General features: G+C 67.5%; 12 protein-coding genes and 1 tRNA gene. 3 read left to right on the top strand and 10 right to left on the bottom strand.

The window, feature by feature from the left end; genetic code table 11:
- Positions 1–165 precede the first annotated feature (165 nt).
- From QZY48_RS21385 to QZY48_RS21370, 4 genes are all read right to left on the bottom strand, one after another.
- The gene (locus QZY48_RS21385) at positions 166–3453 is read right to left on the bottom strand and encodes a DEAD/DEAH box helicase (protein WP_295434957.1); all 3288 of its coding nucleotides are present in this window, start codon (positions 3451–3453) and stop codon (positions 166–168) included.
- Positions 3454–3579: 126 nt separating this feature from the next.
- Positions 3580–4728 (bottom strand): hypothetical protein, encoded by a 1149-nt coding sequence (locus tag QZY48_RS21380; protein WP_295434955.1) that lies wholly within the window; start codon positions 4726–4728, stop codon positions 3580–3582.
- 83 nt (positions 4729–4811) lie between these two features.
- A complete protein-coding gene (locus QZY48_RS21375; protein WP_295434953.1) occupies positions 4812–5225 on the bottom strand; it encodes a DUF2177 family protein in 414 nt (137 codons plus the stop codon).
- A gap of 38 nt (positions 5226–5263) precedes the next feature.
- Entirely contained in the window at positions 5264–6232 is a 969-nt protein-coding gene (locus QZY48_RS21370) for a methyltransferase domain-containing protein (RefSeq protein ID WP_295434952.1), read from the bottom strand.
- A gap of 231 nt (positions 6233–6463) precedes the next feature.
- Between QZY48_RS21370 and QZY48_RS21365 the strand changes: the two genes are divergently transcribed.
- Positions 6464–6540 (top strand) — tRNA-Arg (locus QZY48_RS21365).
- Between the two features lie 185 nt (positions 6541–6725).
- Here the strand turns inward: QZY48_RS21365 and queE are convergent.
- From queE to queC, 3 genes are read right to left on the bottom strand one after another with little or no spacing between them, the layout of a single operon-like run.
- Positions 6726–7367, bottom strand: coding sequence for a 7-carboxy-7-deazaguanine synthase (gene queE / locus QZY48_RS21360; RefSeq protein WP_295434951.1), 642 nt, complete (start codon positions 7365–7367; stop codon positions 6726–6728).
- Positions 7364–8458 (bottom strand): 6-carboxytetrahydropterin synthase, encoded by a 1095-nt coding sequence (locus QZY48_RS21355; protein ID WP_295434949.1) that lies wholly within the window; start codon positions 8456–8458, stop codon positions 7364–7366. The genes queE and QZY48_RS21355 overlap by 4 nt, the downstream gene beginning before the upstream one ends.
- Position 8459: 1 nt before the next feature.
- Positions 8460–9155, bottom strand: coding sequence for a 7-cyano-7-deazaguanine synthase QueC (gene queC / locus QZY48_RS21350; RefSeq protein ID WP_295434948.1), 696 nt, complete (start codon positions 9153–9155; stop codon positions 8460–8462).
- Positions 9156–9469: 314 nt separating this feature from the next.
- Between queC and QZY48_RS21345 the strand changes: the two genes are divergently transcribed.
- On the top strand, positions 9470–10570 hold the full coding sequence (locus QZY48_RS21345; RefSeq protein WP_295434947.1) for an XRE family transcriptional regulator: 1101 nt from the start codon (positions 9470–9472) through the stop codon (positions 10568–10570).
- Between the two features lie 16 nt (positions 10571–10586).
- On the opposite strand, the gene QZY48_RS21340 is transcribed toward QZY48_RS21345, so the two are convergent.
- The 3 genes from QZY48_RS21340 to QZY48_RS21330 all read right to left on the bottom strand — a co-directional run bounded on the left by QZY48_RS21340 (position 10587) and on the right by QZY48_RS21330 (position 13319).
- Positions 10587–11543 (bottom strand): hypothetical protein, encoded by a 957-nt coding sequence (locus QZY48_RS21340; protein WP_295434946.1) that lies wholly within the window; start codon positions 11541–11543, stop codon positions 10587–10589.
- A gap of 22 nt (positions 11544–11565) precedes the next feature.
- The gene (locus tag QZY48_RS21335) at positions 11566–12387 is read right to left on the bottom strand and encodes a hypothetical protein (RefSeq protein WP_295434945.1); all 822 of its coding nucleotides are present in this window, start codon (positions 12385–12387) and stop codon (positions 11566–11568) included.
- Between the two features lie 314 nt (positions 12388–12701).
- Entirely contained in the window at positions 12702–13319 is a 618-nt protein-coding gene (locus QZY48_RS21330; protein WP_295434943.1) for a 3'-5' exonuclease, read from the bottom strand.
- A gap of 428 nt (positions 13320–13747) precedes the next feature.
- On the opposite strand from QZY48_RS21330, the gene QZY48_RS21325 reads away from it, so the two are divergent.
- Positions 13748–14140, top strand: coding sequence for a hypothetical protein (locus QZY48_RS21325; RefSeq protein WP_295434942.1), 393 nt, complete (start codon positions 13748–13750; stop codon positions 14138–14140).
- The last annotated feature ends 130 nt before the right edge of the window (positions 14141–14270 follow it).

Raw genomic sequence — 14270 nt, 5'->3', positions numbered from 1 at the left:
CACCGGGGGTACCAATACCAGGCCCAGCCCGAGCACTGCAAACCTCGTCGGAGGCTGGAGACTGTTCACGTAGCGATGAGGCCAATTTACGGATCGGAGGCAAATCGGACTTGCGCTTGAACAGAGTATCTACGGGGGCTAAACCGCAGGGTCCGCCGTGCGGACCTAGCCCTGCGCCAATGGCGCAAACAGCGCTTGCAGGTCCGCCCCGCTGAAGCCCAAATCCGGCTCCCCCTCCGTCTCCTGATAGACCCCGGCGGCGAGTGCGCGTTTGCGCTCCTGCATGGAGAGGATGCGCTCCTCCACCGTCTGCTCGGTCACGAGCTTATAGACGAAGACCGGTTTGTCCTGGCCGATGCGATGCGCCCGGTCCGCGGCCTGCGTCTCGACCGCCGGGTTCCACCAGGGGTCATAGAGGATCACGGTGTCCGCCTCGGTGAGGTTGAGCCCCACGCCGCCGGCCTTGAGGCTGATCAGGAACAGGCTCACCGCGCCGGAGCGAAAGGCGTCGATCGCCTCGTCGCGCTTGCGGGTCTGGCCGGTGAGCTTGGCATAGGGGATGCCGCGGTCATCGAGTTCGGTCTCGATCAGGGCGAGCATACTGGTGAACTGGGAGAAGAGCAGGATGCGCCGGCCCTCTTCCAATTGCTCCGGCAGCAGATCCATCAGCAGTTCCAGCTTGGCGGACTCCTTGACCCGGGCGGCGGCCGGGATCCGCAGCAGGCGCGGGTCGCAACAGGTCTGGCGGAGCTTCAGCAGCGCGTCCAGGATGGTGATGTGACTGCGTGCCAGTCCCTGGGCGGCGATCGCCTCGCGCACCCGCTTCTCCATCGACAGGCGAATGCCCTCATAGAGTGCCGCCTGGGCCTCACCGAGCGTGACGCTCTTGATGATCTCGGTCTTGGGCGGCAATTCGGTCGCCACGTCCTGCTTGCGGCGCCGCAGCATGAAGGGGGCGATGCGCTGCGCCAGGCGGCCGTGGCGCCCATGGTCGTGATGCTGTTCGATGGGGGTACGCCAGAGCCGTTTGAAGCTGCCCTGATCGCCCAGGAAGCCGGGCATCAGAAAGTCGAACTGGGTCCACAACTCGCCCAAGTGGTTCTCCATGGGCGTGCCGGTGAGACAGAGGCGGTGATCGGCCTTGAGCGCGCGGACCACGGCGGCGGCCTGGGACTTGGGGTTCTTGACGGACTGCGCCTCATCGAGGATCAGGCTGTGGAAGGATTGTTCGGCCAGGCGCTCCTGGTCGCGCGACAGCAGGGGGTAGGTGGTCAGCACCAGGTCATGATCGGGCATCCGATCAAAGAGCGGGTGCCGGTCGGACCCGTGCAGGACCAGGGTGCGCAGGGCCGGGGTAAAGCGCGCCGCCTCGCGGCGCCAGTTGCCCATCAGGCTGGTGGGGGCGACCACCAGGGCGGGGCGGTCGAGCCGCCCGGCCTCCTTCTCTACCAACAAATGGGCCAGGGCCTGGACGGTCTTGCCGAGCCCCATGTCGTCGGCCAGGATGCCTGCCAGGTTCCAGGCGCGCAGGAACTGGAGCCAGTCGAGGCCGCGCCGCTGGTAGGGGCGCAGTTCCACCGTGAGCCCGGCCGGGGGCTCGACCGACTCGATGCCGGTGAAGTCCTTGAGGCGCCGGGCCAGTTCGCGCAGCCGCTCGGCCCCGCGGATGGCATAGCCCTGGGCCTCGAGTTCGGCCAGGGCCCCCGCGTCGAAGCGCGAGATCCGCAGTTGCCCGTCCGCCCCCGGCGCGGCGCGGTCGAAGAGGTCGCGCAGGATCGCGATGAAGGGTTTGAGACGGGCCGCCGGCAGATCGACATAGCGGTGGGCCGCCGCGGGGTCTGTCCCAGTCGGGTCGAGGGGCAGGCTGATGATCTGCGGCAATTCCGCGTCCAGACCCAACTCCAGCAGGGGGGCGATGATCGGCAGCAGCGGGATGCGCCGCCCGCCCAGATCGAGATCGAAGCGCAGGCCGAACCAGTCGTTGCCCCCGGACTCGGCCTCTTCCTCTACCTCCAGGTCCCAGTCCGCCGTCTCGAAGCGCAGGCGGAAGCTGTCGGCGATGTCCACCCGCCAGCCGGCCGCCTCCAGGGCCGGGAGGCCGTCGCGCAGCAGGGCCGACCAGTGGCCGGCGCGCTCGATGGGGTTGGTGGCGGCGGGGAGCAGTCGATGGCCGCCGGCGCGCGGCGGGGTGTTCACGGTCGGGGCGAAACCCAGCCCCGCCAGGGTGTCCAGGGCGCCGCGCTCCGCGTCCAGGTCGCGATGGATGCGCACGGTGCCGCCGTGGGTGGGCAGGACACTGTGGGTGAGCGCCGGCAGGCCGGGGACGCGATGGCCGGCGTAGTCGAAATCGAGGTTGAGCTGGTCGGTCGCGGCGCCCGCCAGGGTGTCGCAGGTCAGGGTCAGCCAGGGGGTGGCCGCCGCGGTGGTGACCTCGGTCACCGGCACCGGCACCGGGGTCGGCAGGGGCAACTGGGGGAACTCCAGCACCAGGGTGCGGGCGATGGCCTCCGCCTGGCTGGCGCGCAGGCGCGGGGCGGCGAGGACCTCGCGCAGTTGCGCGGCGCTGAGCCCCCGGGACTCCAGGGGGCCGACCAGGTGTCCGGCCAGGTCCAGATACAGCGGCGGCTCCAGGAGCAGCAGCCGGGCCGCCGGTACCACGCCGAGCGCCAGGGTCAGGAGCCCGTCGGCGCCCTCGTGCCAGTCCATCTGCAGGTCCCGCGGTGCGCCCAGGCCCAGGGGGGTCGCCTCCACCGCCTGCCAGTGGCAGCGGCCGGTCCCGATCATCCGCAGCAGGGCCAACTGGCCGTTCGGTCCGGTGAGCGGGACGCTGCTGATCCACTGACCGGCGGAGGCCGCGCGCAGCATCCCCAGGATGTCGTGGTCCGCCGCGACCAGATACTCGGGGGTGGAGTAGCCGTGCAACAGGTTGTACAGATTCGCCTGGCGCCCCTTAGAGAGCCCGCCGCGGCGCAGCGGCTTGGCCACCCGCAGTTCCACCGCGACCCCCTGGGCGTCGGTCGCGCCCGGCTGGAGCACATAGACCAGGCGCTCGGCGTCGGCGACCGCGGCCGGCTCCTGGCCGGCCGTCACCACCCTGGTCAGCCAGCGCTTGAGGAACTCGGTGGCGGCGCTGCCGTCCGTGGGTTGGAACTGGCGCTCGCGCTCCTCGTAGGCGAGACAGGCAGCGGCCACGTGCTTGCAGTTGTAGCCCACGGGGCAGCCGCAGGAGCCGGTGAGGTCGCGTTGGTCGGGGTTCGCGGGGATGAAGATCAACTGGCGATAGAAGCGCCCGCCGCTGCCGCGCACCCGCGCCTGGAGGCTGACGCCATCGGCGTCGCGCCGCTCCTCCGTGAGGTCGATCACCATCCCCTGCCGGAAATAGTGCAGGCCCCGGTTGAAGGAACTCAGGTCGATCGCGTGGCGGATGTCATCTCGGGTCAGGGGGCGGGGCATGGCGTAGCGCACAAGGCAGTCAAAGCGACCGGCCATTGTCGCCGGTTCTGGCGCCTTTGCCCATGGGACGAGAAAGATCGGCCTCTCGGTTGCGGGCGCCGGGGTCAGGCCGCTCGCGGCAAGCCGTCAGTGGCCGGCGGCCCCCCGTTTGACGATCTCCAGGTCGGCCCCGCGGGGCAGGTCGCGAATCCAGGGCGACGGCGAGCGCAACCCGGCGGGCAGTTTCGCCAGGGCTGCCTGGGCCTCCGCGCTGCTGGCGTGCAGGCTGTGGATCAGCACAAACCATGGGCGTCCGCGGCGGGTATCCGCAATCAGATAGACCGGGTCCGGCAGGTCCGGGCGGACCGCCAGTTCCAGGAGCTTGTCCCGGCTGTAGCCGCCCATGAGCTGGAGGGCGAAGGGGCGGTCCGTAATCGACGTCTTGGTGATGCGCGGGGGCGCCGGGGCGGCCGCGTCAGGGCCGCTCTCGGGGCGCGCGGCCGGCTCCGGTGCCGGCTCCGGCTCGGGGGTCGCCGGCTTGGGTCGCGCTCCGGTGTCCGGGGCCGTCACCGGGGGGCCGTCCAAGGTCGGACCCGGGCGGGACGGCATCGCGGTGACCAGTGACTGGAGGCCGCGCTGCAGGGCCTCCAACTCGCCGCTCTGGCGCCGCTGCTCGGCCGCCAGACGCTCCAGGCGTTCCGCCGGGACCGTCCCCTCAGCCCCCGGGCCTGGGTCCGGGGCCTTGCCCCCCCGGCGCGGCCGGCTGGAGAGCTCGCCCACGGTGGCGGCCAGGGTCGCCACCCGCTCTTGCAGTTCGGTCTCCTGTTGGGCGATGCCGGAGAGGCGCTGCACCTCCTGGTGCAGGCTCGCGAGTGCGGCGGCGGCCGCCGTGTGGCGCGCGTGGGCGTAGAGCGCGAATAGACCGACCCCGGCCAGGGCCAGGGCGAGCACCAGCAACCCGGCACGGTTGTGGCGGCGCCACCGGGCCTCGAACGCCTCGCGCTGGGTCTGCCACCCGCGCTGCAGTTGAGAACTGGTCAGGCGGCGGTCGTCATCCACATCGGCGATGCGCTCCACCATGGCCTTTTCCTGATCGCGCAAGCGCTCGCGCTGGGCCGCGACCTCGGCCGCCAGCGCCTCCAGGCGGGCTGACTGGTCGGCCAGGTGCCGATCCGCCCCCGGGTGGACGGGGCCTGGCTCCGCCCAGGCGGACTCCAGGGCCCGCAGCCGCTCTTCGGGTGACAAATCCGGTGCAAAGGGGTCGTCAAGGACTCCCGGTCCCAAGGTCTCGGCCATGGTGGTTCCCGCGCCGTTCGATGGAGGTAGCCCATGATCCAGGATTCGCCCCAGCGCCGCAAACACTCAAGAAGCCGGTCCTGTCAAGCGCGCGCCAGGCGCCGACCGATCAGATAGCTCAGGGTGGCCACGCTGCCGCACAGGGCCATGCCCCACAGGGTGTCGGCCAGCACGACCGTCAGCGGCCAGTTGGGCAGCGTGGCCAGGTTGGTCAGGTCATAGGTCGCATAGGTGAAAAGGCCGAACAGGAGTCCGTTCTGCGCCGCGCGCCGCCAGGACCCCTGGGCCAGGGCCGGCGCCACGGCAAAATAGATGATGCCGACCACGAACAGAAGATAGAAGATGATCGCGGCGGGCCAGTTCACCGTGGGGCTCAGGATGTAGCCCAGGTGCTGCTGGTAGAAGTCCCGGGAGATGAACCCGAGCCAGACCATGTCGATGGCCAGAAAGACCGGGACCGTCAGGAGGTAGAGTTTGAGGTAGGCGAAGGGGGGCATGACGTTTCCTCGTGGTCGGGGTGGCTTGTGTTGGGGCGTCACCGCGGGCTGTCGAGCCCGCGGTAGCCGGCGATGATGTCCCGGTCGCTGACCGGCTCGGTGAGCTTCTCACCGATGAAAAAGAACGAGGAGGCGGCGTCGTAGGCGCCCGCCTTGTCCTTGAGATACAGATCGAACCAGGGCAATGGAAACGCGGTGAGCCGGGCCAAGGCGCGCAGGTACTTGCGGGTGGTGGGTCGCTGCGAAAAGCTCAGGAGAAAATACTGCCAGGCCCATGCCAGGGCGGTGCCGGGACCGCACGAGAGCCCGCTTTCGATCTCACGGAAGTGATTCCAGAGCCGCCGATGCCCCAGGTCGGTGAAGCGGGTGAAGTCAAAGCGGCCCATGTGGACCTGCTGCATGAAGGGCGTCTCGGCCAACAGGAGCCCGCCCGGTTTGAGTACGCGCACGATCTCGGCCGCACAGCGCTGCGGGTCCGCAACGTGTTCCAGCACCGAGACGGCGACGACGGCGTCCATGGTCCCGTCCAGCAACGGCAGGTCATGGCAGTCCGCGATCAACTCCACCCCGGCACCGAGGTGCACATCGGTACAGATCAGGTTCGCGCTACCCTCACCAGTGAAGACCTGGTCACCGGCACCGATCACCAGCACCAGTTGGTCGGTGCCTTGAAAACGGGCGATGAAGCGCCTGGTGCCGCCGTAGCGGACCGAGCGGGTGTTGGAGGGGATGAATCGGCGCAGGCGACTGGGCCGCCTGGACCCTGCGCCGGGTCCGGACTCAACAAAGGTCGTGGCATGACCGGCCGTGAAGTCGGCGATGCAAAAGAGGCTGCGGCCCTCGTTGATGACCACGGGGACGCCGCGAACCAGAGGGAACTCGGCCGTGCACGCCGCGTTGGTACAGCGACACCCCGCCGCACCCCAGTTCAGCGGCGACTTGCAGATCGGACAGGCCAGGTAGCGATGCCAGGGGCGCTTGACCTGGCGTTCAGGGGGCGCACTCATGCGCGGTCTCCGTTGGGTGTGACGGGATAGGTGGTCGGCTCGCGCGCGACGGCCTGGGCGGGCGTTAGCGGTCCGGGTACACCGGCAGTCGCGGCGCGCGCGGTGACACCGCGCCGACCGGGCCCATGGTGTCGCCGGCGCGAGCATACCGCCCGCCGCTGCGGTAGACTAATGCGGCGCCCCGCTGAGCGATCCGCGGCCGCCGCCAGGGCTGCAATGCCGGGCGCATCAGCCCTCGTAGCTCAGTTGGATAGAGCGATCGCCTCCTAAGCGATAGGTCGTGGGTTCAAGTCCCGCCGAGGGCACCATTCAGCCCTTCAGATGCCGTCCAAGACGATCTTCAGGTCCTTAAGTCCTTGTTAATTATTTGTTGCTTCTCGGTCTTGGTCAACGCACGCCGCACCCGGCCAAGAGGTCGTCAGTATCGCATCGATAGCAGGGAAAAGCTCCCGGCGCTTTGCGTCTGCCCCAACGTGACCCTGAAATCGGGCGGTCACGGAATCCCCAACAGCTTGTGTGTCTGCAAGCTCAGGCGCCAGCGCGGATGGGCCTTGCAATAGGCGATGGCGCGCGCGGTATTGGCGGCCAGGTCCGGGCCGTCCAGGGGTTGGAGGAAGAAGTGCCGGAAGGCGAGACCGGTAAAGCGCTCCGGGGGGGCGTCCGGTTGCGGATAGACAAGCTTCAGTTCCTGGCCGGCCAGCAGCCGCAGCCCGGCGGCGGCCTTGGGGCTGACGCACACCCAGTCGATCCCGGGCGGGGCGGTGCGGGTGCCGTTGGTCTCCACCGCGATCTCGAAGCCCTGGGCGTGCAGGGCCGCGATCAGGGGTGGGTCCAGTTGCAGCAGCGGCTCCCCGCCGGTGCAGACCACATAGGGGATGGTACCGGGCGTGGCCGGTGCGGGCCAGGCGGCGCGGACCCGCGCCGCGAGTCGGGCGGCGTCCGGGTAGCGCCCGCCGCCGACCCCGTCGGTGCCCCGGAAGTCCGTGTCACAGAAGGTGCAGACCGCCCGGGAGCGGTCCTGCGCGCGTCCCGACCAGAGGTTGCAGCCCGCGAAGCGGCAGAACACGGCCGCCCGCCCGGTACGGGCGCCCTCGCCCTGGAGCGTGTAGAAGACCTCCTTGACCAGATAGGTCATGACGGCAGGGCCGGCCCCAGGTCGCCCCAGCACAGGCTGACGCCGCAGCCGGGGGTCTCGTACAGGTCGATGCGGTCGAGCGCGGGCAGCGCGGCGGCGCAGTGGCGCCGAATCCAGTGCACCAGACCGGCGCCATCGGCGGCCGCGAGCCCCGGCAGTTCATCGAGCCGGTGGTGGTCGAGCCGGTCATAGACCGGCTTGAACAGCGCCTTGACATCGCCGTAGTCCACCGTCCAGCCGAGCACCTGATCCAGCGGCGCGCTCAGATGCAGGCGCAGCAGATAGCTGTGCCCGTGCAGGCGCCGCCGCGGATCAGCCGCGGGGGCCGCGGTGAGGCGCAGGGCGGCCTCGAAGCGCTGCTCCTTCCAGATGCGGTAGTGGGCGCCGTCGTAGTGACAGCCCGCGGTGACCGTTTCGTAGACGCTGACCCAGGACAGGGCCGGCAGGGCGGGTTTGAGGCGCTGCCAGAGCCAGTGCGCGAGCAGTTCGCTGGTGGGGTTCGCCAGGCCCTCGAGGTCGTTTAAGCAACCCAGATGGAGTTCGGCCTGGAGCGGCGCCCAGACCGACCCGAGGTGGTCGAAGTCCAGCCCCATGTCCTGGCCGGCAAGGTCCTGATCGGCGTGCAGTATGACCTCGAACCCGTGGCCGTGCATGCGCCCGCAGGGGTGGCCGGCGGGGACCCGGGGCAGGCAGTGGGCCGCCTCGAAGCGGAAGCGCTGCCACAGGTGGGCGTGGTCCAGCGCGTCCAGGTCCGCGCCCTGGTCGCGGGTGCTGCGGATGCCGACGCTCGCGACCCCGGGCACCCCGAGCCGAGCGCGAATCCAGCGGGCCAGGTTCTCGTCGGTGGGGACGGCCAGGTGCTCGTTGAGGTCGCGGTAGTCGAGGTCGGCGACACAGGTTGCGAGCGCGTCACCCAGGGCCGCGGTCTCCCCCCCGGGGAAGGGCGCCCAGTGTGCGGGCAGCGCGGCCCGCACCCGGGCGCGGAAGCCGTGCCCGTGCAGGCGCCGCGCGCGGTGCCCCGCGGGGAGTATGGCGACCCGGCGGGCGGCCTCGAAGGGCGCGGCGGCGAGGTGGAAGACCCGGTCGTCCATCTCAGGCGTCCCCGAAGCGGGCCGCCAGCGGGTCCGCGATGCCCGCCTGGGCAAAGCCCTTGGCTCGCAGTTGGCAGGAGTCGCACTGGCCGCAGGGGCGCCCGTCCGCCCCCGGGTCATAGCAACTGCTGGTGAGCCCGTAATCCACCCCGAGCGCCAGGCCGCGCCGGATGATCTGGGCCTTGGTCAGGTCGATCAGCGGTGCGTGGATCTGGAGCCGCTGGCGCCCCTGCACCCCGGCCGCGGTCGCGAGGTTCGCCATCCGCTCGAAGGCCGCGATGTACTCGGGCCGACAGTCCGGGTAACCCGAATAGTCGAGCGCGTTGACCCCGATGAAGATGTCGCCCGCCCCCAGGACCTCCGCCCAGGCGAGCGCGAAGGACAGAAACACCGTATTGCGCGCCGGGACATAGGTGATGGGGATGCCCTCCCCCAGCGCCGCCGGGTCGCGCCCCTTGGGCACGGCGAGGTCCGCGGTCAGGGCCGAGCCGCCGAAACGGCGCAGGTCGATGTCGGCGATGACGTGTTCGGTCACGCCCAGCGCCGCCGCGACCCGCTGGGCGGACTCAAGCTCCACCAGGTGGCGCTGGCCGTACCGGAAGGACAGGGCGTAGGGGTTGAAGCCCTCGTCCTTGGCGATGGCGAGCACGGTGCTGGAGTCCAGGCCGCCGCTCAACAGGATGACTGCGTTTTTCATGGGTCGAGGTCAGGGATCGGGTCGGGGAAGGATAACCGGTAACCGAGGATGGTCACACCCCGCCGGGGTTGAGTGCAAGCGGCCAGGAGTCCAAGGCTTCAGCCTTGGCGGTCGCGAGCCATTTGCTTCGGTGTTTCCGCACGGGGGTCAGACATCCGTGCCGGATCAGCCGGCACAAGGCGGCGATGAACTGGTCCAAAATCGCCCGCTGGGCGGTCGAAGCGATAATCGTGGCCCGAGATCGACAAGGATGCGACGTGAGTTTACGCTTGGTCACAGATCGCCACATTTGTAAACTCACGGGGCTGTTCGCCATGATCGGACAACAACTGCTTCGAGCCCGCAAGTCCGCCCGTCTGTCGCTGCGCGAGTTCGCGCAACGCACCGGCGTGAGCCATACGGCCATCGACAAATACGAAAAGGGAGTGTTGACGCCATCCTCCCGCCAGTTGATCGATTTCGCCAAGGTGCTCGGGGTTCGCGGCGAGTTCTTTTTCCGCCCCATGAAAGTCGAGATCACGGGGGTTGAGTACCGCAAGAAGGCATCTATCGGTCAGTGCCTGCTCAATCGCGTTCATGGCGAAGTGCTGGACCAGGCCGAGCGTTGGCAGGAGCTATTGAGCCTCTATCCCGATTCACCGATCGAGCCTTTCTCGGTTCCAGCCAACCTGCTCGGCGAGATCCGCGAGGAAGGGCAGATCGAGCCATTCGCCGAGGGGCTTCGCGAGGCCTGGTCGCTCGGCCTGAACCCTATCCCGGCTCTCATCTATACCCTGGAGTCCAAGGGCATTCGAGTCATCGCAACCGGCGCCGTCGAGCAACGAGAGTTCGACAGTGTGGCGGGCAAAGTCGATGGCGTGCCGCTGATCGTCGTCGGGCGGGACTGGAACGGGGACCGGCAGCGCTTCACACTCGCCCATGAATTGGCGCATTTGCTGCTCGATGGGCGCGTCGCCCCGGAGTTGATTGAGACCCCTCGGGTGCCGCACAAGCGCGGCGATCTGCTGGAGCGTCTGTGCAATCGGTTTGCCCGTGCCTTCCTGATGCCGCGCCAAGCGGTCGTCGCGCATCTTGGTGCCCGCCGTCGACAACTGCTACCGAACGAATTGCTATTGCTCAAGCACAAATATGGGCTCAGCATGCAAGGCTGCCTGTTCCGAGCGCTCGATAGCCAGGTGATCGATGCCGCCAGTCACCAGCAACTATGTCGCCTGTTCAGCCAACGCGACTGGCGTCGGCAAGAGCCCGGTGTGTCTTATCCGCCTGAAGAGATTATCCTGTTCAAGCAACTGGTCTTCCGCGCATTAGGCGAAGAGTTGCTCGGCGAGTCGAAGGCCGCCGAGTTGTTGGGAATTCCGCTTGCGCGGTTTCATCGTGAACGCAAGCTGGAGGCGATGGGTGCGACGGCTCATTAGCGAGCGGATCGTGACCTCAATTTGTCCGGGGAAGCAGAATATGCGCGCCTCGGGGATGAACCCGGATTAGTTGTTTCCATGCGGCGAGCCAATGCTCGAAGCGCGTCTGAAACCCAGGCGATGTGTTGTGCTCAATCAACTGGTACCCCAAGCGATCCAACAAGTGTCTCTTGGCAGCACCGCCATCGAAACGCGGTTCAATCTGGTCGATGGAGCAATAATAATCTATGGTCATGCCGATCCCTGTGTTCAATGAAATCACGGCACTCGACTCAGCGACCTTCGGCATGGGAAGAAACGCGCAGAATTTTGACGGCGCGAACAGATCGGAGCGCGGGTCGTAAACGAAATAGGTCACGGTCCGCTTGCCCCAAGCATGTGCGCCGTCAACCGTCGCTACGCCCTGATTCCAGTTGATTACATTCAGTGATACCTCGAGTACATTCGAGGCAAAAAAGAGTCGGTGCGCTCGATCCGTAAAGACTGGCTCGGTAATGACGATGGCACGCTCTATCTCGGGGCCGATGTCGAGGTTCTGGTGTACCAGTTGAAGTTGGGGCAGATGGTTCAACTCCTTGATGTCTGAGCCCTTGATGCCGGGAAACAGTGGAATCTGAAAGGCTTGCATGCCGAGCCTGCGCATCAGGATGACCGCGGTTGCCCCCAGGTTCATGCGACCAGCGGCAACGTGACGGCTCACCATCGATACAAAGACATCCCCCAGCGGTTGCGGAGAAAAGAGGTGTCCGACTGCGAACTTCATGTGATTGGCGGCGGGGTCGGCGCGGCTGATCTCGAATTCAATCCAAATACGTCTGTCGAGCGCGGAATTTTCCAATAGCACATCCGCGCGGGGCGAGAATCCAAGCCTCCTTTCCAGTTCCTTCGATAATAACGGAACCTCATAGGAAGATTTCCAGCCGATTGGCGCCTTGGCGGCAAATGACTGCTGAAGGAACGATGTGAGAGTCATTGATCGCAGCAGAATCGGAACATCATGGTGCGAGCTTGCAGAAACCCGGCCTTGGCGATCTCAATTCTTGTTTGCCCTCGGAATTCGTCGTAGCGGCTGAAGCGCAACGGCATGCTGCCAGATTGGCTTGGGCCTTGGTAGCGTGCGCCTTCAGGGCGGTTTGCGCACGCTCGAGCAGTTCCAGCAGGTCGGTGTCCGGATGGATCAGGGTCGGCAGCAGGTCCGGGGTTTCGGCGAGCCGGGTGAGCAGGCGGGCGGCGATGTCGCCCTTGAGTGCCACCAGACCGCAGGAGAAGCGTCTGGCCTCGGGGTTGCCGAGGACGACGGTCGTGAGCCCCGCGAGTGGCGGCAGGTTGCGGCTGGCGGTGCTCCCGCACAAGGCGATGGTGGGCGAGGCGAGCCGCAGCCGGGAGTCGATCCCGCAGGCCGCCAGATAGTCGTCCCCCAGCAGCCACAGACAGAGGTCGTAGGGGTCCGCCATCAGGGCGCGGAAGGCGGCGGGGATGCCGAGCCGGTCGGCCCAGGCGCGCAGGTCAGCCTTGCCGCGACCGCTGAAGGTGCACTCATAGGGCGCGATCTTGCGCTCCCCGCGGATCAGTCCATAGCCGGCCGAGACGACCTGAAGGTGGGTCTCCAGTCTACCCGCCACGCCCTTGACCCCGCGCATCAGGCGAACATGCTGCTGACCCCGGTAGAGGTCGCGGGCGGGGGTGAGGCAGTCGGCGAGGGCGACTTCGCGCTCCTGCACATGAGCGGAGCCTTGGGCGAAGTCGTCGCCGGTCAGCCCTCGCGGATGCCCGACCGTCTTCTGGCCGGTGCAGGATGTCACGATCAGGATGCGCATCAGGTTTGGTTCTGCTGGTTGTCTTTCCACGCCGGGCCGTCCCTCGCAGTGTACTCGGGGCATCCGGATCACCGTCGGCACCATTACCGGCCTGCCGGCCGGCGGCGAGTCGATCGACAGCGTGCCGGGGCTGTATCCCGCCTGGAGCGGGAGGATATCTTGGCCGCCCTCGCCAATGCGACTTGGCGGGCGGGGTAACTCGCGAGTCTCGTCGCGGCTGACGCCGCTCCCACAACGTCGCTGCGCGACCTTCACGGCAAAGCCTTGGACTGCGGGTGTTGCGGCCGGCGGCGATCGGTCCGCTGCGCCGCCCCTCATGCGCACCGCTTGCCGAACCCGGCAACGCAGTGCTCGAGCCGATTGGCCGGCGTCTTCTGGATCTTGGCGAGCAGTCGGCAGGATACCGCCGCGAGGCCAAATCGCCGCATCAGCTCCCGCTCCAGATAGAGCATCAGATGCGCGGTCATCTCGGCGTCGGCCTGGGCGCGGTGATAGCGGCCGGTGACGGGCAGCTTGGCGAATTCGACGAGGGTGCCGAGCTTATGATTGGGCGCCTGCGGGAGGACGCGGCGGGCCACCAGCATCGAGCAGATGAAGTCTTGCCGCCGCGCGTGGCCGATCCGCGCCAGCTCCGCGTCCCAAAACTTGCTGTCGAAGGAGGCGTTATGGGCAATCAGTGGATAGTCACCGACAAAGTCCGCGACCTCGGCCATCACCTGCCGAGCGGGCGGCGCCTGGCGGACCATCGCGGTCGTGATGCCCGTGAAGCGCGTGATGAACGCGGGTATCGCTACGCCGGCGTTCATCAGGTTCTGGTACTGGCCGACGATCTGCCCGTCGCGCACCAGGATCGCGGCAATCTCGGTGGCGCGATCTCCGTAATGCGGGGACAGGCCGGTAGTCTCGAAATCGATGACGGCGATGGTTTCCACGTCGTTCCTCCGGGAAGCGATGGCGCGCGGTGGTGGAGTCCAGGCCGCCGGTCGACGCAACGACTGGGTTCTTCATGGGTCGATGTCAGGGCATGGGGTGTTCGCCGGGGATGGTTACACCCCGCCGGGGTCGAGTACAAGCGGCCAAGCGTCACCGGCCATATCCGAAAAACGTCGTACCACAAATTGATCGTGGTAAGTCGACCGGTCGCCGACGCCTTAGCGGGCGAAGACGCCGCGTCCGGCTGAAGCCTCGACCTCCGGTTTGTCGTATGGGTACGAAGTTATCCAGATCTCACCTAAGCATCCCATCCCCGGAACTCCGGTCCTGGACGCAACGCCCAACAACGCGCGCGCAGCGGTCCTAGACTCAGTGCGGGTTCGCTACAATCGAACCAGCGAGGTTCAGTGACCTGGAGGGTGTGCCGATGCAGTGTCCCAAGTGTGGTGCCGAACAGGCGGGCGACCATCCCATCTGTGCCCGGTGCGGTATCGTCTTCGCGAAGTATTTCAAATACCACCCCCGCACAGATGGGGATGATCCGCGGCCCCAGGCCCCGGCGGCGTCGGTGTCCCACGCGCGCCCGTGCGCCGGTGCGGCCCCGCGGCCGCGGGGCGCGGACTCGCTCTTGCTGTCGGCCGCGCCCGGTGGCGATTGGTTCGCCTTTAGCGGCCGTGCGGTCTTGTGGGCCCTGCTGCTGGCCTGGGGGCTGGTCCTGATGCTGGCCCCGGTGGAGGGCAACGCCGTCGGGGCGTCGTACCTGCGTCTTGTCAACCTGCCCTTCCACGAGTTCGGGCACATCCTGTTTCGCCGCTCATAAACGCCTGAGATAATCTGCACAATCTGCACTTATCTCTAGCGTATTCACGCCGTCAACGCCAGCGCGGCCGAAACCGTCTTACCTGACTCTTGCGTGCGTTTAACGTCCGGCTTGAGCGCGTCCAGACGAT

Origin of the sequence: uncultured Thiodictyon sp., from assembly GCF_903828115.1 — a bacterium.
Classification (GTDB): Bacteria; Pseudomonadota; Gammaproteobacteria; order Chromatiales; family Chromatiaceae; genus Thiodictyon.
Note: the sequence above shows the minus strand (reverse complement) of the source record. Positions and strands in the feature narration are given on the sequence as shown.